Source organism: Algoriphagus persicinus (genome assembly GCF_035156415.1).
In the GTDB taxonomy this organism is placed as follows: Bacteria; Bacteroidota; Bacteroidia; order Cytophagales; family Cyclobacteriaceae; genus Algoriphagus; species Algoriphagus persicinus.
Genome location: NZ_JAYEEY010000001.1, coordinates 301,428 through 327,808, shown reverse-complemented (window position 1 = coordinate 327,808; position 26,381 = coordinate 301,428). Strand labels below are relative to the sequence as shown.

Genomic DNA, 26,381 nt, shown 5'->3' with positions numbered 1-26,381 from the left:
GCATTTTTAAGTTTGTAAAGTGCAAGCTTCTGAAGTTTTGTCTAATCGGGATTTCGGGACTACTTTGCCTTGAAATATAATATATTTGCGGTATGGATAAGAAAGTACTTTTAATGATTTTGGATGGCTGGGGAATCGCCACCAATCCTTCGGTTTCTGCTATTGATAAGGCAAAAACTCCTTTTGTCGATAGCCTTTACACCAACTATCCACATGCTAAGTTGGAAGCTTCCGGTCTTGCAGTAGGCTTGCCTGAGGGTCAAATGGGCAATTCTGAAGTTGGTCACATGAACATTGGCGCGGGTCGTGTAGTCTATCAGGATTTGGTGAAGATCAATCTTGCCGTGAAAAATAAAGAGCTGAATTCGAATCCGATTTTGGCTGCTGCTTTTGCTAAAAATAAGGCTGCAAAAAAGAAAGTCCACTTGATGGGCTTACTTTCAGATGGTGGCGTTCACGCGCATATCATCCATCTGAAGGGGCTATGTGATGCAGCAAAATTCCATGGTATGGAAGATGTATTTATTCATGCCTTCACGGATGGTAGAGATACAGATCCAAAAGGAGGCATAGGGTATTTGGAACATCTTCAGGCACATTTAATGCATTCTACAGGCAAGATAGCCTCAGTAGTCGGAAGGTATTACGCCATGGACAGAGACAATCGCTGGGAGCGGGTGAAGCTAGCTTACGATGCAATGGTGAAAGGCGAGGGAGAAAAGTCCAAAGACATCATAGCCGCCATGCGCAAATCCTATGAAAATGGTGTAAGCGATGAATTTATACGCCCAATCATCCATGTTGGTGCAGATAATAAGCCGTTGGCGACAATTGAAGACGGTGATCTGCTGATCTGCTTCAACTTCAGAACAGATCGTGGTAGAGAAATCTCTCAAGCACTTACGCAGCGTGATTATGAAGATTTCCACATGAAAAAACTGAATGTAGAATACATCACATTTACTAATTATGATGCTACATTCAAAGGAGTAGATGTTCTTTTCGAGAAAGACAACCTGAACAATACACTCGGTGAAGTTCTGGAAAGAGCGCATAAAAAACAGATCCGAATAGCTGAGACTGAGAAATATCCTCACGTAACTTTCTTCTTTTCCGGCGGTAGAGAAAATGAATTCATAGGAGAAAGTAGATTACTTTGTCCATCTCCAAAAGTGGCAACCTATGATCTCAAGCCTGAGATGAGTGCTTTTGAAATCGCTTCTAAAATAAATGGAGAACTCAACAAGAAAAGTGCTGATTTCATCTGTCTTAACTTCGCAAATGCAGATATGGTGGGTCACACCGGAGATTTCGATGCAGCCGTCAAGGCTTGTGAAGTTGTAGATGCTTGTGCTCATCGTGTGATCACTACTGCTTTGGCTAATGACTACACCATCATCGTCATCGCCGATCATGGCAATAGCGATATGATGATCAATGAAGATGGCACTCCAAATACAGCACATACTACTAATCTCGTGCCTTGCATCATGGTAGACAAAAATGAAACCCTCACCATTAAAGATGGAAAATTAGGTGATTTGGCTCCTACTATTCTTCAGTTGATGGGCATACCAAAGCCAGATGATATGACTGGAAATATTCTATTAACTTAATGAAGCATCACCAAAGGTTTTCCTACGGGATTCTCTTGCTAGCTGTATTCGGTCAGTTTTCCTGTGTGGATGAATCAACAAACACTCCCGAAAAAGAGCCTTATTTTGATCTCAAAGGATTTATAGAAGAGAAAATCCAAGAAATTGATAGCCTGGAGGTAACCAAAGTATCCGAAATTCAGGGTGAAAAAAAACAGGTAACTGTGACGTATTCAATCAAGGATTGGGAAGAAGAATTTGCCATATTCAAAGAAGCAGATATCAATAATGCCTCTCAGCTTCAATCCTACCAGACTACCTCTACAGATGACCTACTTGCTCACGAGCTTTTGCCAAAGACTAAAGGAAAAGTGAAATACATCAAAGTCACTTATAAGGAAGAGGATGTAAGTAGCGTGGCCATCAAAATAGCTGATGACAACCTGTTCTACTCCTCTACAACCTTGGCAGATATTTATATCAACAATGCTACGAATTTGATAGACCATTATTCCATTGAGACGACACAGAAGATATGGTTTCTAGATGCTAATGATATGAAAATCCAAGGAACCATAGTACCAAAACGCTAAGGACTCATTAATTAAAAAAAAGGCAAGAACGGGAGAAGATCTTCAGTCTTTGCCTTTTTTTGTTGATTATCTGTCAAACATAGGAGGCCGCTTCGCTTGCCAATCACTAGTGGCCTGGATTAAATTACCTAGCATCACCAATTTCTCTTCTTCAAAAAGATTTGCCAATAGCGTTATTGATGTTGGCCCGCCATCTTCGTTGAAGCCATTGGGAAGACAAAGAGCTGGATGTCCGGTAAGATTGGTGATCTGAAGCTGGGAACCCCCATAACTAGGGGTAACGATCACGTCGTAATCCTTCATGATTTCATGCATTTCCTGGATCAGGATAGTCCTTTGTCTGGCTGCCTGCACATATTCCACCGCCGGGATAAACCTCGCTGAGCGAAAAGCATTGGGCCAGGCATTTTTATGTTGCGCTACGAGCTGATCATCCCAACCCAACCTTGTAAGTTCATCAAATGCAGCGGCTGCTTCTACAGAAAGCATGATTTGTATTGCTCTGGGATTTACTGAGGTTTTCAGATCCACTGGATAAAGCTCAAAGCCCTGATTTCTCAATAAGTCAAGCACATCCTTATTATTTTTCATGTTGGGATTATCCCCTTCGAAATAGTCATTGAAGTAGCCTATTTTTAGCTTTTTCACATCAGTTTTGGCGGAGAAATTAAATGCTGATTTAATCGTACTGGCATCTAGGAGGTCTGTTCCGTTTATTACCGACAAGATGATTCCATCGTCCAAAGCGGATCTTGATATTGGCCCGATTTTATCCATGGACCAACTCAAAGCCATTGCTCCATTCTTGCTCACTCGACCATAAGTTGGCCTAAGACCAGTCACGCCATTTCTAGTGGAAGGAGATACAATTGACCCCAACGTTTCGGTACCAATAGCAAAAGGAACCAGTCCAGCGCTTACAGCTGATGCTGATCCAGCAGAAGAGCCACTAGATCCCTGCGCTAGATTCCATGGATTTTTGGTTACACCTCCATACCAGACATCTCCCATAGCCAAGGCTCCCAGCGTAAACTTGCCTACCAAAACACCCCCGGCATCATTCAATTTATTCACGACGGTGGCAGTCATATCGATCTTCTGATCTCTGTATGGCTTCGCTCCCCAAGTAGTCTTGGTGCCTTTTACAGCCAAAAGATCCTTAATTCCATAAGGAATGCCGTGAAGAGGGCCTCGGTACTTTCCGGCAGCCAACTCAGCATCCATTGCTTTTGCTTTTTCCAAAGCAGAAGCCTCTAGCAAAGTAATCAGGCATTGCAATGTGTCAGAATAAGTCTTTATGCGATCCACATAGATTTTAGTCAATCGCTCACTGGATAGTTTCTTTGTCTTGATCAAAACTGCAAGCTCGTGTACGGGCATATAGGCAATATCAGATTCCTTGTCTGGGAGTGACATCTCGGTAGCCAAACCCCAGTCTAGTTCTTTCTGATTTTGATCCGGTAGAAATCCTGCTGGAAGTGGATTGAAGACCAAGGAGGGAGAGACGGAATTGTCCAGCTTTATTTCCCGAAGTGACTCATACCTATTACGCTGATTCTCTAATGAGCCGATCATGCTATCTTTTTCTGCTCTAGTAAATGACAAGCCAAAGATCTCAGAAGCTCCCTCAATGGACAGAGGTGTGATTTCTCCTGTTTTTCTACCTAGGGTAAAACCAAGTAATAGGCATACAGCTGCACCGAGAAGTATAAAAGCAGAGGAAGAAACTGTGTTTTTTGATTCCATTGAATAGTTTTGTTAGTATGAAATACCAGAATGCCAATCGCATCTCCAATTACCCAAGTTAATCAACCCATGAATCAAAATCCTTCCTTTCCTGTATTCCCGATGTACTTTCGTGGAATTCTCCTTCTAGCAGGGATGTACACAATTGCTTGGTCTGCCATTTTCAGACTGATGGGAGGACCATTTTTAGACTGGCTTGCTGATGGAAATCTCAGCAACGCTACTTTACCTGCGACATACTATGGAGGGTTTGGGGTTTTGGTAGGATTACTGATTTTTTTTAGTGCTTTTTATCCTGTCAGTTGGGTTTATCTGATTATCGCGGGCATTACCGGAAAAATAATTCTAGCTAGCTGGTTTGCCTTGGGGTTTATCCCTGCACTAGGATGGAATAAGCGTACGGCATTCCAACTCATTTTTAATGAAATAGTATGGCTAATACCTTTAATCCTAGTTTTCTTACGAGGACTCCAAGTAAAAAACTACCTGGCCGAAAAGCCTGGGTAATTTCATAAAAAAAAACCACCGCTACCAATGGATGAAATTATAGCAAAAAAAGGCTGACAATTCATAGTCAGCCCTTTTTGGGTACTCAGAGGATAGTTTTGCTTAGGTAAGCAAAATCAAAAGCAGAAGAATAATAATGATAGCTCCTACTGAGATGAAAACTCCACCATTAGCGCGCTTGGCTTCTTCTTTCATGTCCTTCAACTCCATACGCACGTCCTTTTTTTCTTCTTTGCTCATGGAACTGAAGTCCATGGCTTTGATTTCATCTACTCTAAACTGAATCTCAGCCAGACGCTCTTTTTGTGCTTCCGTCAACTCAGTTTTTTCTTTGTTAGAGTTTTCGTCATTTGCTGGCGCAGCGATTAGCATATTGGCGGAGAAAACCAATGCGAGAATTGCGAATAATTTTTTCATAGGTTGTTTGTTTATGGTCAGGTTAGGAAGATAATCAAAATTATCGCCAAACTCTGTCGGAGGGCAGGGCATATCGCCAGATTTTGAACTGCTCCTTGCCGAAAATTTGTAACTTACAGGGCTTTTATATGAATCCCTTTTTACCAATAATTATCCTCAAATGTCCCTAAAACAGCCCTTCAAGCTTTTTTTACTAGATGCCATGGCGCTTATCTATCGAGCGCATTTTGCCTTCAGCAAAAACCCTAGAATAAACTCCAAAGGATTGAATACCGGAGTGATGTTGGGATTTACCAATACCTTGCTGGAAATAATAGATAGGGAAAAACCTACCCATATTGGGGTAGCTTTCGATACTCACGCTCCAACATTCAGACATATTCAGTATGCGCCATACAAAGCAAACCGTCAGGAACAGCCAGAAGATATTGGGATTGCAATCCCTTGGGTAAAGGAAATTGTAAAGGCATTCAATATTCCGATTTTGGAACTGGATGGTTTTGAAGCAGATGACGTGATTGGTACTTTGGCCAAGCAAGCCGAGAAGGAGAACTTTACGGTATATATGATGACTCCCGACAAGGATTATGGTCAGCTAGTGGATGAGCATATATTTCTCTACAAACCAGCCTTTATGGGCAATGGAGTGGATATCATGGGGCCAAAAGAAATATGTGCCAAATGGGATATTGAGCATGTAGATCAAGTTCGGGATATATTGGGACTGATGGGAGATGCGGTGGATAATATTCCGGGGATTCCCGGGATCGGACAAAAAACAGCCGTGAAACTGCTAAAAATCTATGGTACAGTAGAAGAATTGGTGAAAAACACTGCTGATCTGAAGGGCAAGCAAAAGGAGAATGTGGAAAACTTTGCTGCACAGGGTATTCTCTCCAAAGAGCTCGCGACCATCAAATGTGATGTGCCAATTACCTATGTAAAAGATGACCTGAAATACGAGGGAATAGCTGAAGAAAAGGTACGGGCGATTTTTATAGAACTTGAGTTTCGCACGCTAGCATCCCGTGTTTTCAAGGGCTCTGATAAGAAAGTAGCGATACAGAAAAATGATCAGCTGGGTCTTTTTAGCGAAGCTCCTGCTGCTACAAGTACTATTTCCCCGGAAATAGAATTTGAAGAGGAATCGGTAAATATGGCTGAGCAAAAAGCTCCGGATACCATTCATAGCAATATCCAGAATTACCATAAAGTCAAAGGCGAAGCGGAAATCCTTGAACTAGTCGAGTTTTTGGAGATTCAGAGAGAGCTATGCTTTGATACCGAAACTACCTCAGTGAATCCAATGGAAGCTGAATTGGTTGGAATTTCCTTCTCCTATATCACTGGAGAGGCCTATTATATACCTTGTCCTGAAGATAGAAGTGAGACACTGGCAATCCTCGCATTGCTCAAGCCCGTCTTTGAAAACGAATCAATCCTGAAAATCGGCCAGAATATCAAGTACGATATTCTCATACTGAAAAATTACGAAATAGAAGTTAAAGGGATTCTTTATGATACCATGCTCGCGCACTACCTGATAGACGCGGACGGTAAGCATTCTATGGACTGGCTTGCAAAGCAATACCTGAATTACGAGCCGGTTTCGATTACAGAATTGATCGGTAAAAAAGGTAAGAATCAAGGAAATATGCGAGATGTAGATGAGGACGAAGTGACTGCCTATGCTTCTGAAGATGCAGATATCACCTTGCGATTAAAAGCAAAATTTGATCCATTGCTGAAAGAAAATAATCTAGAAAAACTTTTTGATGAGGTAGAAAACCCGCTGATCAATGTGCTCGCAGACATGGAATTTGAAGGCATTCGGATCGATACCGCAAGTCTTGCTGAAATGTCCATTTTGCTGGAAAAAGAAAGTAAGGAAATCGAAAACAAAGTCTATGAAATGGCTGGAGTTCGCTTCAACCTAGCCTCTCCCAAGCAACTTGGAGAGGTGCTTTTCGATAAATTGAAGTTGGACCCAAAAGCTAAAAAGACAAAAACCGGGCAATATGCGACTGGCGAGGAAGTCCTCAGCAAACTTGCCCATGAACATGAAATCATCCAGAATATCTTGGACTTTCGTCAGATGGTGAAGCTGAAATCTACCTATGTGGATGCCCTACCGACGATGATCAATTCCAAAACAGGGAGAATCCACACAACATACAATCAATTTGTGGCAGCAACTGGCCGTCTTTCTTCCATCAATCCGAACCTGCAAAATATTCCGATCCGAACCGACCGTGGACGTGAAATCCGCAAGGCTTTCGTGCCGAGAGATGAAAATCATATCCTTTTGGCCGCAGATTACTCCCAGATTGAGCTTCGGATTATGGCCTCATTCTCTGGGGACGAATCCATGATAGAAGCTTTCCGCTCCGGTCGAGATATCCACGCTACTACCGCAGCAAAGATTTTTCAGGTTCCATTGGAGGAAGTGACTTCAGATATGCGAAGAAAAGCCAAAACAGCCAATTTTGGGATTATTTATGGTATTTCCGCATTTGGACTTTCTCAGCGTTTATCCATTCCAAGAGGAGAAGCCAAGGAGATAATCGATTCATATTTCAAGGAATTTCCAGCCGTGAAAGAGTACATGGATGGAGCCATCGAAAAAGCCAAAACACAAGAATACGTGGAAACTATCCTGGGTCGCCGCAGATATCTCCGGGATATCAATAGTCGGAATGCTACCATGCGTGGCTTTGCCGAGCGAAATGCAATCAACGCACCCATTCAAGGTTCTGCCGCCGATCTGATCAAAGTAGCCATGATCGATGTGCACAAATGGATGAAAAAGGAAATGCTGAAGTCCAAAATGATCCTCCAGGTTCATGATGAATTGGTTTTTGATGCGCACAAAGATGAAGTGGAAATTCTAAAAGCCAATGTTCCCAGCCTCATGTCAAATGCCATCAAAATGGCTGTACCTGTAGAAGTAGAAGTTGGAATAGGTACAGATTGGCTGCAGGCGCATTGATTAGTCGCTAGATTTAAGACACAAGTATCAAGTACTTTGATATTCAGCATTCTTTGTTCGATGTTCATTATTCAAAATTATAAGATTTCAAGATTGAAAAATTTGAAAATTAGTAATCGGTCAGATTGACAAGCCAAGCCTTTTTACCTAATTTATTCTTTTGATTTTTATTGCCCATGAAAGATTTTGAAAATCTGCTGACACAAATAGGTAAGATTCATTTGAAGATGCAGGCTTATTCCTCTAATGCAGTGAACCAAGCCTTAACCGTGCGGAATTGGTTAATTGGGTTCTATATAGTCGAGTTTGAGTTGGAGGGTAAAGACCGTGCGGTTTATGGCGAAGGACTTATCGATCAAATAGCTCAAAGACTTTCTACAATCAAAGGATTGGATAGAAGGTCTTTATTTAGATTTCGCACTTTTTACCTTTATTATCCCCAAATCGGTTACTTTCTGAAGGAGAAAGTCAATCCCTTTTTGCCGATTGTTCAGGAAATAGGAGGATTAGAAAAAGTGGGGACGCTGACCCCACAATTCCGAACAGAGCTAATGGTTCCAGGAGAGAAACTGCTTTCGCAGCTATCTTATTCACATCTAGAACTTCTTTTACAAATAGCAGATCAAATGAAGAGAACTTTCTATGAATTAGAAACTATAAAAGGCATATGGAGTGTAAGAGAGCTGAAAAGAAATAAGTGAATCTAGCGACAACCCTCCTATTGGAATTTTATTGGTGGCAGAAAAAGATCATGCATTAGTGAAATATGCTACGGGAGGAATGAACCAAAACCTTTTTATCCAGCAATACTTGATTAAACTTCCAACAAAAGAAAAATTTGAGAATTACTTAGTAAACGAATTAAACAAACTTTCATAGCATCCCACATGGCTAAAATAAAAACCACTTTCTTCTGTCAAAATTGCGGAGCTCAAAGTCCTAAATGGCTGGGTAAATGCTCTACCTGCGGGGAATGGAATACCTATGTGGAAGAAGTAGTCCAAAAGGAAGAATCCGGCAAGGGAACGTGGAAGACCCCAACTTCGGGCACCAAAAAAGCCAGTGTTCCTAAGAAAATCCAAGAGGTCAATTACGAAGATTCGCCAAGATATGTAACGGGAGATGATGAACTTGATAGAGTTTTGGGCGGAGGGATTGTACCCGGCTCACTTGTTCTGATCGGTGGAGAACCTGGAATAGGTAAGTCCACCCTAATGCTCCAGATTGCCTTGATTTTAACCGGGAAGAAGATTCTTTACGTCTCAGGAGAGGAAAGTGAAGCGCAAATCAAGATGAGGGCAGATCGCATGACAGCAAAAAACCCCGAATGCTATGTGCTTTCCGAGACAAATACCCAGCAGATTTTCCAGCAGATTGAAGTCCTAAAACCGGATTTGTTGATTATAGATTCCATTCAGACACTGACTTCCCAGTATGTAGAGTCATCCGCGGGCTCAGTTTCCCAAGTGCGGGAATGCACCGCCGAACTCATGAAATATGCCAAGGAAACAGGCACCCCTGTTTTCTTGATCGGACATATTACCAAAGACGGTTCCATAGCTGGTCCGAAAGTGCTGGAGCACATGGTGGATACGGTTTTGCAGTTTGAAGGGGATAGACATATGAGCTATAGGATTCTGCGAACTTCCAAGAACCGCTTTGGATCCACTCACGAACTTGGTATCTACGAGATGCGTGTAGAAGGACTCCGCCCAGTCGCCAATCCATCCGAAATTCTGCTGACTCAAAGAGAAGAAGTCTTGAACGGAGTTGCCATCGGCGCAATGATGGAAGGGAATCGACCGCTTCTAATCGAAATTCAATCTCTGGTGAGTCCAGCAACTTACGGTACGCCACAGCGAAGTAGTACAGGTCACGATGCCAAGCGATTAAATATGCTTTTGGCTGTATTAGAAAAGCGGGGCGGAATGAGATTAGGTCAGCAAGATGTATTTTTGAACGTAGCTGGAGGAATTCGAGTGGATGATCCAGCTCTGGATCTGGCAGTTTGCGCCTCTTTGATTTCTAGCTATGAAGACACTCCCGTTTCAGAGCAGATTTGCTTTGCAGCTGAGGTGGGCTTGGGCGGAGAAATACGTGCTGTTCATCGGATTGAAAACCGTATTGCTGAAGCTGAGAAATTGGGTTTTAAGAAAATCATCGTCTCCAAATATGCTGTCAAAGGACTAGACCTTGACAAGTATAAAATTGAAGTGATGCCGGTTAGTAAGTTAGAGGAGGTTTATCAGAAGATATTTTAGTGGGTTTAAAAAAAGTTGTCTGTGTCCGCACAGGCCACAGACAACTTATCATATCTAGCGCAAGTCTCATGACTTGTGCTGCCCTAATTGCAGTCTCGGACTGCATTTCTCAGAAGACTTGAACGACTATCAAAATGGTCTGTGCGGACACAGACCATGGTGAGCAATTCCTACTTTATCGTCAGCTTCTTAAACTCCCTAGTCAGATTTGTCAATGATTCTTCCACACCCATTCTTTCCAGTGAAGAAGCGCCCACGAATCCATGCACATCTGCCTTTTCCAAAATTATCCTAACATCATCAGGTGTATTGATTGGGCCTCCATGTGCCAGAAAGAATAACTCAGGATTTACCGCTTTGGCTGCAGCTACAATTTCATTTGTGCGATCAATGGCTTCATCCATACTGCAACTGGCTCCAGAGACACCCACGGATCCTCCCACTGTGGTTCCTACATGGGAGATAATTGCATCCGCTCCTGCTTCTGCCATTTGCCTTGCTTCCTCGGGTGATGCCACATAGACGATAGAGAATAAATCCATTTTATCGGCGATTCTCACCATTTCCACTTCTTTGTCGAAGCCCATTCCTGTTTCTTCCAAAACCTGACGGAAATGCCCATCTACAATGGAATGTGTCGGGAAGTTATTGATCCCAGAGAATCCCATTTCCTTCACTTTCAGCAAATGATGCCAAATCCGTCTGCGCGGATCGGAACCGTGAACTCCACAAATCACTGGAATTTCTTCTACCACCGGCAGCACTTCAAACTCTCCGATTTCCATCGCTACCGCATTGGCATCGCCATAGGCCATCAATCCGGCTGTGGAGCCATGGCCTGACATTCTAAATCTCCCTGAGTTGTAAATGATCAATAAATCTGCTCCTCCTTTTTCTATAAATTTAGCAGAGATGCCCGTCCCTGCACCAGCAGCAATAATGGCTTTCTTTTGGGCTAAGGTATTTTTAAGTCGATCTCTTACTTCCTGTCTTGTGTATGGATTTCCTTTTCCAGTCCATGGATTTGGCATAGTTTCTACTTTTTATGGTTTATATATATTTTAACCGCAGAGGTCGCAGAGAGCACTGTTATTGACATTTATTCTCTTAATCTCCCAATCTCTTTTTCTCTAAGTAATCATCATCCCCATTAATCTTTCCACCGCTTCGGCTGCAAACGCCGGATCGTTGATATGTAAAGGCAAGTTGACAAAAGGTATTTCCGATTTCAAGTTTTCATGAATGGATTTTGAAAGAGCTTGATTGGATTCAGGATTATAAAATACATTTCCTTCTGAATCAATTTGCGACAGGCCTTTTTCAGGAAAAAGAACAACGGTGAGTCCTTCAGACTGATTTAGCTTGTTGGCTAAAATTTTTCCGAGCTCTTTATTCTCTTCCTTATTTGTTCTCATCAATGTCACGGTCGGCACCCAACTGTATAATTGGCGGTTGCGGTATTTCGCCGGCACTGATTCTTTGGTTCCAAAGTTTACCATATCCATGCAGCCGGGCACGACTACTTGGGGGATTTTCATCTTTGCAGACGCTTCCAATCTATTCGGCCCTGCACTGCAAATTCCACCGCAAAGTTCATCTGCCACTTCGGTCGTTGTAATATCCAAAATACCCGTAAAACATCCTTCCAACGTCAAACTTTCCATCGCTTTGCCACCTACACCATTTGCATGGAACGTCATTACTTCAAAACCTTTCGCCTCCAGTAAATGTGTACAATAATCCACGCAGGCGCTGGTATTTCCAAACATACTGATTGCTATCCGCTTCGTATTGAATGTTGTTGGTGGAATTTGCACTCTGCTCATGGCAACAAGCGCAGCGGCGGCTTGCTGTATGATTGGTTTGATGATGCTATTCAGTGCTGCCACATCTACGACCGATGGCATCAATAAAATATCCTTGACACCAATCAAATCTGAGAGGTCTTTGCTTGCCAGCGTAGAGATGCAGATTTTGGGCAAGCCCAAAGGCAAAAATTGCATGGATTTAAGTGTAACGTAAGTTCCGCTGCCTCCACCCATTCCTATCACAGCATCAAATTTCTTTTGATTGCTTAACTCCTCCAAGACTTTTGCCGCGCCTAGCCCCATGATTTCCATCGCATAGCCTCGGTCATTTTTCCCTCGGAGTGAAGTCAAGTTTTCACCGGCAGCCTCACAGATTTCCTCTGATTCAATAGTTACTGGAAAAAGCTCCGTCGTACCCAAAACTCCTACATTCACTGTCAGTACTTCAGCTCCCTGCGCCTGAAGACAGTCTCGCAGGAAAGCAAAGATTTCGCCTTTCGTGTCAAAACAGCCAAGTATCAAGATTTGAGGTTTTGGGGTCATGGTCTTTTATAATATCTATTTTCTTCGCCTTTGTCTGTGCCCTCACAGACCGAGACTACATACCTAGCTATAATATGATTTCTTAGTTCCCGAAAAATCGGGACAGGCAATTCACCCTTCGAAACGACTTCGTTTTTTGAGCTTTATGATTTTGCCTTCCGTCTTCTGACTCCTGTCTTCCGTCCTTTCAATCCACTTCAAGAAATTTAAAACTCCCTTTCTTCACTTCCAAAACATCAACGTCATTTCCGTTTGATTTAAATTCCAGGTCAATCAGGGCAGTTTTTCTCGGCGAAACTCCCTCGTCAGAGTTGTGTGTATGAAGTACATATCGAAGCTTACCTTTAGCATCCACAAAGAAATCTCCGTGACCGGAACCGTTGATTCCAGCATCAATCTTGTCGAAAATCGGGTTAGTTGGACTCTTCTTCCATGGCCCCATCGGGCTTTCACTTACCGCATAGCCAACTGCATAGTCAGGATTTCGGAAATCATTTGCCGAGTAGATAAAGTAATACAACCCCTCGTGCTTGATAATAGTAGGTCCCTCAGATACCGTCCAGTCCACGTTTTGAGTGTTTTCCCAAGGCTCTTCTGCATGAAAGCAATAAGTCAAAGTCTCCTCTTTAATTCCCGAGAAATCATCTTTCAGTTCCGCTACAAACAAGCGATTCCCTTCTGTAAGTCGCACATGATACAAGTACTTTTTTCCACCCGTATCTATAAAAATATAGGGGTCGATCTGCTTTACCGGAGCCTCTAGGTCTTTTATTACGGTCTGGGTGAAGGGCCCTAAAGGACTGTCCGAAGTTGCGATGGCGATGTGTTCATTGGCTGTGTAAGCCATGTAGAATTTGCCTTCAACCTCAAAGACCTGCGGTGCCCAGAAACCTTTGTCACCATAGGATTCTCCTTTTTTCAGGGCGTATCCATCATTTTTATCTGACTTTTTCCAGGATTTTAGATTCTTGGAAATATAAACCTCAAAGCCTTGATTGCTGTCTTTCCCATTTGTGCCATATAAATAGTAGATATTATCATGAAAGAAAATCGTTGGATCGGCAAGGAGGATTGGTTCTTTTTCAGGAGCTGACAAGAAGCTTAGGCTAAGCCAAAATGTTGTGATAAGGATGTGGGTTAAGTTCATCTTTTAGTGGATAATGATGTATTTATAAGCTTTTCCAAAGTTTCGAACTTTGGAAAAGCTAGTGACGTCCCGTCTCCAAAAGGCCGAGATATTGATGGTCTGTCAGTCACAGACCAAGGCTAAAGAACTTCATTCCAGGAACCAGATAAATTAAGGGCTATCCTAACTGACTAGCTTTCTGATAAAGAGAATATCTGCTAATTTATTTCCCAAATTGCTGCTTATAAAAAGCCAATCCTTCACTCGCCAATTCATTGGCGCTATTAGCCAAGGGCCTCCAGATGCAGGTTGCTTTTGCCATTTCCTTAGATACCGCACCGAACGTTTCGATTACAATCGCCCCTTCGTAGCCAATTTCCTCCAAAGCCTCTTTGATCTCATCCCAAGCTAGATTTCCAGTTCCCGGCGTACCTCGGTCACTTTCATTCCCCTGCACATGACAAAGCAAATCCTTACCTACTTTTCGAATTGAAGCAGCGATATTTTTCTCCTCAATATTATTGTGAAAGGTATCGAGCTGGATTTTCAGAAAAGGTGAATTCACTGCCTTTACAATCTCCAAGGCTTGATCCACGGTATTGACCATATCACTTTCGAAGCGGTTGAGTGGTTCCAATCCTAAAATAACCCGATATTCCTCCGCTGTTTGACAAGCTTTTTTTAAGTTATCCACACACCAGTCAAATTCCTTCTTCTTTTGCTCAGCAGAAACTGATCGAAGCTTTCCCACAGCCGAATACATTGGTCCTCCAAATAAAGAGCTTCCCATTTTGGCAGCGATCTTAATGGAATCCTCAATGTATTGCAGCCCATTTGCACGGATTGCAGGATCCTCGCTGGAAATATCCCGATCTGCTCCAAATGCACCGCTGATGCTGACTTTCAACCCCAGTTCGTCAGTGAGTTTTTTCAGCGCGTCCCAATCCACCAAATCTTTATCCTCCACAGGTACTTCGATGATATCAAATCCCATCTCCTTCACCTTATGCACAAGGTCAAAAGAATGGGTATCGAAAGGCGATACCCATAAAAATGTACTTACTCCAAATTGCATTGTTGATTAATCAAAAGTTGGAACCTGAATTCTCTCTCCGCCTTTCATGGCTGACTCATGTGCACAAATTCCCGCACAGGTATAATTGGCAGCGACAGCAGCATCCACTGCGGAATCACGACCTTCTACGATAGCAGCGAGAAATTCCTGCACCAAATGTGGATGAGAACCTCCGTGTCCAGCTCCCTGAAGGAAAGAAACATGGTTTGGATCGTCGATTGTTTGTCTTTTGGTGAAATGCTTGATTGGCTCAATCAACAGTTCGTCAGTATCCGGCACATCGATTCTCCGAGCATTTTCACCTCCGTCAAAAATCACATGGCTTTCATCTTCCAATTGTTCCCATTCAAAGGACATTTTGGTTCCATACACATCGTAAGACTCACGATACTGGCGCACTACGTCGAAAAGTGAGCGTGTCGCTTCGGCGATTACATCTGAGTTTTTCAAGGTGAAAGTAGCAGTTTCCATCGCAAATGGAGAACTATAGCGGCTAGCCAAGTCTTCGCTCAAGCGTCCTGAGCCATGACAAACTACTGTTTCAGCTTTGGTATTGTTGATTCTCAAAAGAGGAGAAATCGCGTGTGTCCCATTCAACATAGGCGGGAAACCTTTCCAGTATTCATCCCAGCCCGGCATACTCATATCCTGAATATGAGAACCTCTCACCATCTGGATTCTACCCAGTTGGCCAGTCTCTGCCAAATTCAATCCGTATAAGAATTCGCGCGTGTAAAGTGCCGTTTCCATCATCATGTAAACTTTCCCAGACTTTCTCTTCGCATCTACTATAGCCGCGCAGTCTTCCTTTGCCATGGCCATCGGAATTGTGCAGGCCGTATGCTTATTGGCATTTAGGGAGGCCAAAGTCATTCTGGCATGATCTGGTACCGGTGTTACGATATGAATCGCATCTACATCCTCTCGCTTTGGCACATCTTCGAAATTGGTAAAGCAAAGATTTCTGTCCAAGTTGAATTTAGTAGCCAGCTCCTCAATAGTTTTGGGATTTCTGGTACAGATTCCCACACTTTTGATATTTGGATGCGCTTGATAGATTGGAATAAACTCCTTGCCGAAACCCAGTCCGACTATAACTACGGTGATTTGTTTTTGACTCATTAATGTATGCTTTAGGTTTACTTGTTGATTTTATGGAAATGTCGAGAAGCTTATTTAGCCGCCCACTTTACAGCATTTCGGATAAGGGTTTGATAAGCTTCCAAGTCATGAGAAGCTGCATCATGTCCCAATGCGATACCCACGATTTTGGCTTTTGGATGTTTTACGATGAATATTGAAGGAAAAGGATCCGTCTCGGAATTGCTTGCCTGTGCAAGGATCTCTATCCCGGGACCGGAAGCATCTACTTTAAAATAATAAAGTTCATCATCCAGAGAGAAATAGGATGGAAGTCCCTTGGTCACTGGGTGCTTATCGGTCAAATCCACATTGAAGTTCCCATAGGCATTATGGCCTCTAGATCCTCCACTAACCATGGTTTTGTTATATTCTGGCCAGTCGTTCCAGTTGTACCAAATTGCTGGGTGAGCTAGTACTATTCCCTTTCCTGCATCAGCAAAAGCAAATATTGCTTTGCGCGTAGCGTCGTCTGGAATCGGCTGATTATTTGCCAAGAAGAGCACATCTGTCTGATCCAAATACTGCAAAATGGCGGACGGATCGTCTGTGTAAGTCACTTCGGCCAGACCGTCTTTTTCCAAAGTAGCTACGTCAGCTCCTTTGTACCATTTGTCAAAATCATGGTATGATCCACCGCCTACCATAAGGACTTTAATAGGCTTTTTGAAAGGATTTTCATTAGCCAGTAGACTCGTTTCTATTCCGAAAACTAGCATCAGGCTAAGTAGGGGGATAATTATTTTTTTAAGGTTCATATTTTGGGTTGTGTTTATTTAGAATTTATGAAATGAAAATAACTATTTCAAAGTTGCTTCGACTCCGCTCAGCCTGATAGGATTGCGATATCAAACATCCGACATCGGGCATCCTACATCCCACACTTTCTCACCCTTCTACCTCCATAATCCCATTCATCATTCGCCAGTGACCTGGGAAAGTACAGACAAATGGATAATTGCCAGGCTCAGTGGGTGCTGTGAAAGTCAAGGTGTACAACTCCTGTGGCCCGATCATTTTTGTAGAAAAAAGAACCTCAGGGATTTCTGGAACATAGAATTTCTCGGAAGCTTTCGGGTCACGTAGCATCGCATCAGCGGCAGCACCGACTTCATCCAGAGTTCCTGGCTTTGCAATCAACAGGTTATGCTGCATACCATCAAGATTGTCAATCTCTAAGATGATTTTGTCCCCGGCTTTCACTTTGAATGAATCCAAATCAAACTTCATCATTTCCGGTACAATCTCAATCAAGATGGTCGTTACCCGTTCGCCCTCATTCCGCTCTATTCGGATGTAGTTCCCTGGTTGGTTTACGTTTTGGATACTTGGTTGTGCTTCGCAAAGTGCAATCACTTCAGAAGATATCATCTCTTTGGGAGCATCGTACCAGTTCCCAAACAGCAACATGGCTGCCACGGGAAATAAGGTTGCTTTTATCATGGTATCCTTATTTTAACTCTACTACTACGTTTCTCAGGTTCCCTTCAAAGCTAAATTCGTCTTTGTAGGAACCTACATTTCTATCTCCGCCAAAGTCACGGCCAGATCTTAAGCTAGGTGCAAGACTGTCTGTGAAAGCTCCATCTACCTTAGCTGTGGCCACAGACTTGCCATCAACCAAAATTTCCATTTTACCATCTTGAGCAAGAATTGCCTGCACTTCATAGCTTTCTGGCAAGGCTGCGCTGGTCACAGCTTCGAAAATTTCTCCATTTTGCTTTACTACCCAGTGCAATTTGCCTTCTTCTAGATAGAAAGTATAGCCATTGTTGGAATCTCCATGTGCGGTAATCACACCAAATGGTTCTTCATCTCCTCTTTGGGATATCTCTGTGGAAATGGAAATAGCTTTGCCTTTCACATCTGGAGAATACTGAAGCGTGCTCCTTCTTCCCAGTTCATATTTTTCATTGGCAACAGCGGTCACTAGTCTATTAGTCAAATCAGTTTGGTCTGTGCCAATAGCATCGGTAAAGAATTCTCCCTGCTCGGCAGCTGCCGCAAAAATCGCCTTTAGCAACCAATCATCTTTCGCATTTTGCTCTTCCAAACTTGCCTGATAGAGCATTGCGCCAGCTTCAGCATTTCCAGGTACTTCGGCTAATTTTAGGATGGCATGCATTCTTACATTCAGATTCTGATCCTGTGTCAGTCCAACAGACTTGATCGCTTGGGTTGTTGTCTGATCATTAGGCAAAACTGCTACAGCTGCTTTTCTTACGCCTGATGCAGGATGAGTCAAAGCCTCAGTTGCTACTTTGATAGCTTCCCTATTATTTCCTTCGAAAGCATCCAAACCATGCAGAGTCCATAAGGCATGCACAGCAGGGCTATTCAGGCCGATTTCATCTACTGATTTATCATTGACGATTTTGTAGAGATCGGATAATACTTTCTGATTTCCAGATTCTACCAGCAATCTCTGAGCTGTCATTCTCCAGAACATATTGTCGTTTTTTAAAGCAGCGATCAGTCCTTTCGAATCATCCTTGGACAGGCTCATAGGCTTGTCGTTGCTTCCGTCTTTGTAAACCACACGATAGATTCTTCCATGATTGGTATCTCGAAGTTTACTTTGAAAGGCATTTCCCTGACCGTGTGGCTGATCTTCAAATGGCAAAACCATTCTCGAAGGAGCCTGACGCTCCACAAATACATTGTGCTGAATGATGAAATTGTACCAGTCAGCTATCCAAACAGCACCATCAGGCCCAACTTCTGCCTGAACAGGTCCGAACCACTCGTCCGAACTTGCCAGCAAATTCCAACCGTCTTTTTCCACAAATCCAGCTCCATTCGGCTCGATGATCGCATTATGTGTCAGACGAATAGTGGGCTCACTAACGAAGGCGATTCTGTTCCAATATTCCTTCGGAAAATCTCTTGCAGTATATAATTTAAAACCGGCGGCTGAAGTGAATCCACCGACTACATCCACTTGTCGCAGATTTGGGGTCATAGCATGCGCATCGTAGTGTCCGTCAATTTTCTGGATTGGCTGAATCTCAAATTCTGGAAAGACTTCACCTTCTGCGGCTTTGGGGAAAGTGCGTTGCAAATATTTCGAAGGAATGGAATAATATCCTGCGTGAGTATTATTTGCAGTGGACATGAAGACATTATTGTCTTCAGAGAATCCCAAACCCCAAGTATTATTGCTGGATCCGGCTAGGTATTCGAAGTCTTTTCCGTCAGGATCAAATCGGTAGATCCCCTGTGGAAAACTCATCTGTTTGCCATCGATCGTTCCGTTGAATCCAGAATAACCGGTTACTCCCCAGATCTTATTGTCAAAACCATATTGAAGATTTGATGGCCCGGCATGCGTATCGTTTTTGCCCCAGCCCGTTATGATGACTTCTTTCACATCTGCCACGTCGTCGCCATCAGTGTCCTTCATAAAAACAAAATCTGGAGCCATGGAGACTACAATTCCACCATTTGCGAATACCATACTAGTAGGAATATTCAATCCGTCTGCGAAGACGGTAAATTTATCTGCTTTGCCATCTCCATCTGTATCCTCACAGATTTTGATGCGGTCATTGGTTTGGCCGTCAGTCTCTTTAAACGTATTCGGATAATCCACTGATTCCACGATCCACAATCTCCCTCTCTCATCCCATGCCATGGCGATAGGATTCTGAATGTCCGGTTCCGAAGCAAAAAGTTCTATGGAAAAATCAACAGGCTTCTGAATTAGTTTCATGGACTCCTCGGGAGCCAAAGCTTCTTGCATCTTTGGCACTTCATATCTTTTTGTAAAATCAGAAATCGTCTCCTCATAAATAGAAACATCAGGAATATTCAATGCGGTGACATTGGCTTTGACATCGTCACCCATAGCCCAGAAAATACCGTTTTTCACCAAAGCCAAAAAACCTTCATTTTTCCAAGTTCTCTCATCGTGACCATAAGCAGTATAAAAAACACGGCCTTTGCCCACATTTCTCACCCAAGTGTAAGGCTCATGTTTTTCCCCTTCTACACGCTCTGTGAGTACCGTCATATCAGGATTAATCCGCTGATGAACGTAAGTTTCATCCCAGGTGGTAACTGGCTTCAGACCTTGCATGATCATATGATCAGGCGCAACGATCTCAGCAGTGAATTCCCCTTCTCCATGGGAAGCAAACTGCCCTCCGATAGTCTCAATGTACCAATCGGAATTTTTGAAGCAACCTGTAGCAGAATGTAAAGGAATGAGCCCTTTACCACTTTCCACAAAGTTTTTCAAAGCTGCTTCCTGCTCTTTGGAAAGCACATCGTGGTTGGCATAGATCACCAAGCCGTCATATTTAGCTAGATTATCCTTGTTCAGATCTTCCAGTTTCTCTGTATAAATAATGTTGATACCTCTTTCGAAGAGGGCTGTAGCAAGCCATGGTGCATACAATCGGGAATTGTGATGCTCGCTGGCATGTCCAAGGAAAAGTACCTCTGCCCGTCTCGGCTCTGGCAGGACCCTAAAATCGGAAGCTAGGGAGAAGGAATTGTGACTAAGAAAAATAGTCGCAATCAGCAGGAAGAGAACATTGATGTTTCTACTTAATCGCATGATTAATTCGGTTTATCAGGGTTTATCAGTAATACGTCGAATCAAAATACAAACTTTGATTCAACTTAGGCTGTAAAACTAGCTATTGATATAATTTTTGATGTTCTAAACCCAAAACTATGGCTACGCCAGAATAGGGGTAAGAATCCAAGGCGTGGAGGATATGATTTTCTCAGAAATTGTTAAAGTAGATCTATAAAAGTTTTTTTAGATAAAGTTGGGAAGCTCAGACCTTGAGATGGGTCTGGGTGACCCGACTTTTTTATAGTATGTTTAGAAAAAACTACCATATGCATCTTCTAGTCTGTATTTTCCTGGCATTAGGGTCTTGCTCAGAGTCGCATCAGAGCCAAACAATTAGTCCTTCTATTCCGAAAATAGGCGACACGCTGACCTATACCAATCCTGTTTTTGAGCCTGTATTGGCAGATCCGACGGTGGTGAAAGTAGGTGATGAATTCTATGCTTTCGGCACGGAAGACAACTGGGGTGAAGAAGGAGGCTATCACCTAGTACCAGTGATCAAGTCCAAAGATCTGGTAAACTGGGAAATGGCAGGAAATGCTATGACCAAAAAGCCAAGTTGGAAAGAACAAGGAGGTATTTGGGCACCGGATGTAACGCAGGTTGGAGATCAGTTTTTTATGTATTATTCCTTTTCTACTTGGGGAGACCCTAATCCAGGAATCGGACTGGCAATTGCCAACAAGCCTGAAGGGCCATTTGTAGATCAGGGAAAAGTATTTGACTCTGAAGAAATCTGCGTCGCCAATTCCATTGATCCATTTTTCATGGAAAAGGAAGGGACAAAATTTCTGATCTGGGGAAGTTTTCATGGCTTATACCTTACCGAGCTGACAGATGATGGTAAGAAACCAACTGGGGAGAAAATCCAAATTGCGGGACATCACCTGGAAGCTGCTTACGTCTATGAAAAAGACGGGTATTATTATCTTTTTGGATCTGCGGGAACCTGCTGCGAAGGAGCTAATAGCACCTATAAAGTTTTGGTAGGTAGATCAGAGAATTTGGATGGGCCTTATATAGACAAAGATGGTAAGAGCATGCTGGATTCAGACTCAGGCACATTAGTCGTAGGGAAGAACATAAGCGGAAATGGCTATGCAGGTCCAGGACATAATGCAGAGATCGTAACAGACAAAGAGGGTCAAGAATGGCTGCTTTATCATGGCATGTCCATGCAAAAGCCCAAACTTGCTAATGGTACAAATCGCAGAGTATTGCTTTTGGACAAGATAATCTGGACTGATGGCTGGCCGAGTATTGCCGGTCGAGTGCCTAGCATTAGTTCGCAGGCATCCCCCGTTTTTTACTAGATTCATTTAGGAATCTGAAAAAGAGGAAAGTAAATAGCCAGGTGAGGGATGAGAGACATTGAATTATTGCCATAGAAAATCAGAGCCATTTTAGATTTTCATTATTACCTTGGCATTTAAACTCAATTTATTTCACTAACAAAAACCCAAACCTATTATGAAAAAGACCTACACTAGAAACACTACTAAAATTAAGCCTAGTCTGAAACAAGGCGTAGCGATATCAGGGAAATTCACTATCCCAAAACCTGCTAAAAATGTTAAAAACCCGCTTTAAAGTAACACTGGCACCGATAATTTGTGCCGCGCTGGTTTCTTGTAATACAGGGAATGATCTCAATAATCAGGTTACATTCCTAGATCGAATACCCACAGAAAATACAAATGAATTTTACGTCAGCAATCGGGCGCCGTTGGTGCCCAGTGCGCTGATTAAGCTTCCCGTAGGCGCGGTGACACCTGAGGGATTTTTGAAAGAATATCTTATCCGCCAAAAAAATGGCTTGACCGGGAATCTTGGCGAGATCTCAGCCTGGCTTCAGAAGGACAATAATGCCTGGCTTTCAAAGGATGGCACCGGAGAATGGGGCTGGGAGGAGGTGCCTTATTGGCTAAAAGGCTATGCTAATATCGGCTACATTTTGGAAGATCAGGCCATGATCGATGAGGCTGCGATCTGGCTGGAATCTGTGCTCACTAGCCAGCGGGAAAATGGAGATTTTGGCCCAAAATTGATGGATGGGGATCATCCCGATTTCTGGGCAAAGATGATCATGCTTTACTGTTTGCAGTCATACTACGAATATTCACAGGATCAGCGGGTCATCGATTTGATGACCAATTATTTCAAATATGAGTTGACGGTTCCCGATGAGGAATTTTTGGAAGGATACTGGCAACGCCTTCGTGGGGGAGACAACCTTCACAGTGTTTTTTGGCTGTACAACCGTACAGGAGATGAGTTTTTACTTGAATTGGCAGAGAAAATCCATCAGAATACCTCGGATTGGGGAGGGAGAGATTTGCCGATTGATCAGGTGCGAAATCACTATGAAGTCCGTGATGGAGCTGAGGTTCCAGACTGGTATCGTGATCAGGTTGACTGGCACAATGTGAATCATGCCCAAGCTTTTCGTGAGCCCGCTCAGTATTACTTGTTGAGCAAGGATGAAAAAGACCTAGAAGCTACTTATGAAAATTTCAACATTATCCGTGAGCACTTTGGTCAGGTTCCCGGCGGCATGTTTGGTTCGGATGAGAACGCACGTCCCGGCTATGCAGATCCGCGTCAAGGCGTAGAAACCTGCGGGATGGTGGAGCAGATGAATTCTGATGAACATCTATTGAGAATTACCGGCGATCCCTTCTGGGCAGACCATGCCGAGGAAGTTGCCTTCAACACCTACCCAGCTGCAGTAATGCCGGATTTCAAAGCGCTTCATTACATTACTTCGCCAAATATGGTGTTGCTGGATGCCGAAAACCATTCTCCCGGAATAGCCAATTCTGGCCCATTTCTGATGATGAACCCATTTTCCTCGCGCTGTTGCCAGCATAATCACTCGCAGGGCTGGCCTTATTTCATAGAAAACCTCTGGATGGCAACGCCAGACAACGGCGTGGTGGCAGCTATGTATGGAGCAAGCAAAGTGACTGTAAAAGTCGGTGATGGCACTCAAGTGACCCTAGAAGAAACCACGCATTATCCATTTGAAGAGGAAATCAAATTTGCTATGAGCACAGAAAAAGCAGTTAAATTCCCACTTTATCTTAGAATTCCCGCTTGGGCAAAAGGAGCTTCTGTGACTATAAATGGAGATATACTCAAAGAAAAGATAGATGGAATCGGCTATGTGAAAATCTCCAGGACTTGGGCAAATGGAGATCAGGTTGCTTTGACCCTTCCGATGGAAATCCAGACCAAAACTTGGGAGAAAAATAGCAACAGCCTAAGCGTAAGCCGCGGCCCCTTGACCTATTCACTCAAGATCAGAGAGAAGTATTTCAAAAAAGACAGCAACGAGACGGCACAATGGGACTCCAAATGGCAGCAAAGTGCTGACACCAAAAAATGGCCTTCTTGGGAGATTCATCCAGTGACCGATTGGAACTACAGTTTGGTTGTGGATGAAAATGATCCAGCTTCTTCATTTGAAGTAATGAAGGGACATTGGCCAAAATCTGACTTTCCCTTCACTCTTGAGGAAGTTCCGATTAAAATCGTAGCCAAAGCGCGCCAGATTCCGGAATGGCAATTGGATCAGCATGGTTTGGTGGGTGAATTGAAGGACCTTCCCAAAACCTCCGATCAACCCGTAGTGGACGTGACTTTGGTGCCTATGGGTGCTGCGAGATTACGGATCACCGCATTCCCTCAGTTAGAAAATAACCCTAAAATCAATGAATAAGCTACTTGGCTTACCGAGAATAATTATAATCCTTCTCCTGTTTGTTGGCTTTTCCAGCCTAGGATTTGCTCAAAACAGGACTTTTGATAATCCTGTGTTAGCTGGAGATCGCCCCGATCCTACCGTGGTAAAAATCGGAAAGTACTATTACGCTTCCGCCACTTCCAATGAGTGGGCACCGCTTTTTCCCATTTTCAAATCTACCGATTTGGTGAATTGGGATTTGGTAAATTATATATTTCCGGAGGGGGCACCTTCTTGGGCAAAGAATAACTTCTGGGCACCCGAGCTATCTTACGATGAGAAGCAGAAGAAAATCTACGCTTACTATACTGCAAGAGACAAAGACAGCAATCGTCTGAGTGTGGCAGTGGCAAGCGCGGACTCACCAGAAAGTAACTTTACCGATCACGGGCCTCTTGTAGCACAAGAATACGGTTCTATCGATGCTTTTGAAACACGTGACGAAAATGGAAAACTTTACGTCCTCTGGAAAGAAGACGGAAACAGCAAAGGGCAAAAAACTCCGATTTGGGCACAGGAAGTCAATGAAACCCGAACAGCACTGATCGGTGAGAAACATGAGCTTTTCCGAAATGACCAACCATGGGAAGGCGGATTAGTGGAGGGGGTCGCAATTTTTCAAAAAAACGGCTATTTCTATGCTACTTATTCTGCCCGAGGCTGTTGCGAAATCACCTGCGATTATGTCAGCGGAGTAGCGCGAAGCAAGGCTCTTTTGGGTCCTTGGGAAAAATATGAGTTGAACCCGGTACTAAAGGACAATGAGAATTGGAAATGCGCGGGACACGGCACTGTAGTGGAAAAAGACGGGGATTTCTGGATGCTCTATCATGCATACAACACCGAAGGAAGTGTGTATGTGGGCCGCCAGGGAGTCTTGGAGAAAATCCAATGGACTGATGATAATTGGCCTATTATGGCAAACAATGCGGGCTATGAGCGCAGTAAAGCTTCTTTAGAATTCACTGACAATTTCAGAAAGCGATTGGATCCGATCTGGCAATGGAGAGTGACGCAAGATATCCAATACGAAACAGGAAAAGAAGGACTAAAACTTCAAGCCTCTGAGAAAAATGAAACCTTGGGAACGTTGCTAGTGCAAGGCACCAAATCTCTGGATTACCAATACGAAGCGACAATTATTCCTGATGGAAGTGCCGCGACCGGATTGGCGGTGATTGGCGGAGCAAATAATGGTTTCGGTGCTCCACCTGCAGGAATGGGGATTTCCGTGAAAGGAAATCAGCTGATACTTTGGGAAACTATCAACCAAAAGACAAGGGAAATTGCCACGCAGAAGATACCTGACAGCAAAGAAGTGAAGCTAATATTACGTGTCAAGAATGGCTACAAAATGACCACATCAGCCATCGTAGCTGGGACAACAATCCAAGTAGGCGAAGAGCAAGACGTGAAGCATTTAGTGCCTTGGGGTATGGGATTTAGACTTGGGATGGTGGCAAAAGGAGCTACAGATTCATATGCTCATTTCAAGGAAGTGAAGATTTCATATTTGTAGAAAATGTCGTAAAAAGTATCAAGTCCATAGTAATCGGACTTCATTTTTGATCCAACACACTGGGATGATTATCTACCTGCGAGATTCCATCCCGTTTCCTTCGTCACGGGACAGGTTATGACCATTGAGAAACAAAAACTAAACAGATGAAAAAGGTGATTTATTATGTAGCAAGTTCCCTTGACGGATTTATAGCAGGAGAGAATGACGATATAAGCAAGTTCATTCCTAGAGGGGATGCGGTGGAAAAGTACCTGGCTGATTTACAAGATTTCGAAACGGTAATAATGGGGCGTAAGACTTATGAATTTGGCTATCAATTTGGACTTAAACCAGGACAGCCAGCTTATCCAAATATGGATCATTATATATTCTCTAAAACACTTAGAATAGACCAACTAGCCGATAGAGTCCATATTGAGGAGAAATCAATCAAGCGGGTAAAAGAAATCATAGAAAAATCTAGAAGTAATGTTTACTTGTGTGGAGGGGGACAATTTGCAGGTTGGCTCCTGGACAATGGCTTAATTGACCAATTGAAACTAAAATTGAATCCTATTATACTAGGAGGCGGAATCCCTCTGTTCGGCGATTCAAAATCATCGTTGAGCGGAGAATTAGTAGAAAAAGAATCATTTGATGGCGGACTTCAAATCCTTACCTACGATCTAAAAAAAGAGCAATGACTAGACTAAAAGTTTAACAAGATCATTAGCAAGAAACTAGAAAAAG

The 26,381-nt window shown here is 43.1% G+C and carries 21 protein-coding genes and 1 pseudogene; 12 read left to right on the top strand and 10 right to left on the bottom strand.

The features are described from left to right. The first annotated feature begins 92 nt into the window (after nt 1–92). Both gpmI and U3A58_RS01405 read left to right on the top strand, forming a co-directional pair. Nucleotides 93–1,616, top strand: coding sequence for a 2,3-bisphosphoglycerate-independent phosphoglycerate mutase (gene gpmI / locus U3A58_RS01410; protein ID WP_323821582.1), 1,524 nt, complete (start codon nt 93–95; stop codon nt 1,614–1,616). Beyond that, nucleotides 1,616–2,188: a hypothetical protein gene (locus U3A58_RS01405; RefSeq protein ID WP_323821581.1), complete on the top strand. Its 573-nt coding sequence runs from the start codon at nt 1,616–1,618 to the stop codon at nt 2,186–2,188. The genes gpmI and U3A58_RS01405 overlap by 1 nt, the downstream gene beginning before the upstream one ends. A gap of 66 nt (nt 2,189–2,254) precedes the next feature. Here the strand turns inward: U3A58_RS01405 and U3A58_RS01400 are convergent, their stop codons facing one another. After that, nucleotides 2,255–3,934 (bottom strand): amidase, encoded by a 1,680-nt coding sequence (locus tag U3A58_RS01400; RefSeq protein ID WP_323821580.1) that lies wholly within the window; start codon nt 3,932–3,934, stop codon nt 2,255–2,257. 69 nt (nt 3,935–4,003) lie between these two features. Between U3A58_RS01400 and U3A58_RS01395 the strand changes: the two genes are divergently transcribed. Beyond that, the gene (locus U3A58_RS01395) at nt 4,004–4,441 is read left to right on the top strand and encodes a hypothetical protein (protein WP_323821579.1); all 438 of its coding nucleotides are present in this window, start codon (nt 4,004–4,006) and stop codon (nt 4,439–4,441) included. A gap of 102 nt (nt 4,442–4,543) precedes the next feature. Here U3A58_RS01395 and U3A58_RS01390 read toward each other — a convergent pair whose 3' ends face one another. Next, nucleotides 4,544–4,858, bottom strand: a complete 315-nt coding sequence (locus U3A58_RS01390) for a hypothetical protein (protein ID WP_323821578.1) — start codon at nt 4,856–4,858, stop codon at nt 4,544–4,546. Nucleotides 4,859–5,018: 160 nt separating this feature from the next. On the opposite strand from U3A58_RS01390, the gene polA reads away from it, so the two are divergent. The 4 genes from polA to radA all read left to right on the top strand — a co-directional run bounded on the left by polA (nt 5,019) and on the right by radA (nt 10,108). Next, on the top strand, nt 5,019–7,847 hold the full coding sequence (polA, locus tag U3A58_RS01385) for a DNA polymerase I (RefSeq protein ID WP_323821577.1): 2,829 nt from the start codon (nt 5,019–5,021) through the stop codon (nt 7,845–7,847). 176 nt (nt 7,848–8,023) lie between these two features. Beyond that, complete coding sequence (locus U3A58_RS01380; protein WP_323821576.1) at nt 8,024–8,548, top strand: DUF1016 N-terminal domain-containing protein; 525 nt, start codon at nt 8,024–8,026, stop codon at nt 8,546–8,548. A gap of 34 nt (nt 8,549–8,582) precedes the next feature. Then, the gene (locus U3A58_RS21750) at nt 8,583–8,726 is read left to right on the top strand and encodes a hypothetical protein (protein WP_416377270.1); all 144 of its coding nucleotides are present in this window, start codon (nt 8,583–8,585) and stop codon (nt 8,724–8,726) included. Between the two features lie 8 nt (nt 8,727–8,734). Next, nucleotides 8,735–10,108, top strand: coding sequence for a DNA repair protein RadA (gene radA / locus U3A58_RS01375; RefSeq protein ID WP_323821575.1), 1,374 nt, complete (start codon nt 8,735–8,737; stop codon nt 10,106–10,108). A gap of 170 nt (nt 10,109–10,278) precedes the next feature. On the opposite strand, the gene U3A58_RS01370 is transcribed toward radA, so the two are convergent. The 8 genes from U3A58_RS01370 to U3A58_RS01335 form a co-directional block, all read right to left on the bottom strand. Then, nucleotides 10,279–11,139 (bottom strand): phosphoenolpyruvate hydrolase family protein, encoded by an 861-nt coding sequence (locus U3A58_RS01370; RefSeq protein WP_323821574.1) that lies wholly within the window; start codon nt 11,137–11,139, stop codon nt 10,279–10,281. Between the two features lie 99 nt (nt 11,140–11,238). Next, a complete protein-coding gene (locus U3A58_RS01365; RefSeq protein WP_323821573.1) occupies nt 11,239–12,459 on the bottom strand; it encodes a Tm-1-like ATP-binding domain-containing protein in 1,221 nt (406 codons plus the stop codon). Nucleotides 12,460–12,646: 187 nt separating this feature from the next. Beyond that, complete coding sequence (locus tag U3A58_RS01360) at nt 12,647–13,606, bottom strand: glycoside hydrolase family 43 protein (RefSeq protein WP_323821572.1); 960 nt, start codon at nt 13,604–13,606, stop codon at nt 12,647–12,649. A 202-nt stretch (nt 13,607–13,808) separates the two neighbouring features. Beyond that, nucleotides 13,809–14,660 carry a sugar phosphate isomerase/epimerase family protein gene (locus U3A58_RS01355; protein WP_323821571.1) on the bottom strand — a complete coding sequence of 284 codons (852 nt, stop codon included), beginning with the start codon at nt 14,658–14,660 and terminating at the stop codon, nt 13,809–13,811. Nucleotides 14,661–14,666: 6 nt separating this feature from the next. Further along, nucleotides 14,667–15,782: a Gfo/Idh/MocA family protein gene (locus U3A58_RS01350; protein ID WP_323821570.1), complete on the bottom strand. Its 1,116-nt coding sequence runs from the start codon at nt 15,780–15,782 to the stop codon at nt 14,667–14,669. Nucleotides 15,783–15,832: 50 nt separating this feature from the next. Then, complete coding sequence (locus U3A58_RS01345) at nt 15,833–16,558, bottom strand: ThuA domain-containing protein (protein ID WP_323821569.1); 726 nt, start codon at nt 16,556–16,558, stop codon at nt 15,833–15,835. Between the two features lie 130 nt (nt 16,559–16,688). Beyond that, entirely contained in the window at nt 16,689–17,243 is a 555-nt protein-coding gene (locus U3A58_RS01340; protein WP_323821568.1) for a plastocyanin/azurin family copper-binding protein, read from the bottom strand. A 7-nt stretch (nt 17,244–17,250) separates the two neighbouring features. After that, the gene (locus U3A58_RS01335) at nt 17,251–20,325 is read right to left on the bottom strand and encodes a PVC-type heme-binding CxxCH protein (RefSeq protein WP_416377272.1); all 3,075 of its coding nucleotides are present in this window, start codon (nt 20,323–20,325) and stop codon (nt 17,251–17,253) included. Between the two features lie 157 nt (nt 20,326–20,482). Here U3A58_RS01335 and U3A58_RS21745 point away from each other — a divergent pair. The 5 genes and pseudogenes from U3A58_RS21745 to U3A58_RS01315 form a co-directional block, all read left to right on the top strand. Beyond that, nucleotides 20,483–20,560, top strand: a pseudogene (locus U3A58_RS21745) (DUF3823 domain-containing protein); the annotation flags it as partial. Nucleotides 20,561–20,651: 91 nt separating this feature from the next. Continuing rightward, nucleotides 20,652–21,698 carry a family 43 glycosylhydrolase gene (locus tag U3A58_RS01330; RefSeq protein ID WP_323821566.1) on the top strand — a complete coding sequence of 349 codons (1,047 nt, stop codon included), beginning with the start codon at nt 20,652–20,654 and terminating at the stop codon, nt 21,696–21,698. 257 nt (nt 21,699–21,955) lie between these two features. After that, on the top strand, nt 21,956–24,106 hold the full coding sequence (locus tag U3A58_RS01325; protein ID WP_323821565.1) for a beta-L-arabinofuranosidase domain-containing protein: 2,151 nt from the start codon (nt 21,956–21,958) through the stop codon (nt 24,104–24,106). Further along, nucleotides 24,099–25,649: a glycoside hydrolase family 43 protein gene (locus U3A58_RS01320; RefSeq protein WP_323821564.1), complete on the top strand. Its 1,551-nt coding sequence runs from the start codon at nt 24,099–24,101 to the stop codon at nt 25,647–25,649. The genes U3A58_RS01325 and U3A58_RS01320 overlap by 8 nt, the downstream gene beginning before the upstream one ends. Before the next feature lie 146 nt (nt 25,650–25,795). Beyond that, complete coding sequence (locus tag U3A58_RS01315; protein ID WP_323821563.1) at nt 25,796–26,335, top strand: dihydrofolate reductase family protein; 540 nt, start codon at nt 25,796–25,798, stop codon at nt 26,333–26,335. Nucleotides 26,336–26,381 lie beyond the last annotated feature (46 nt).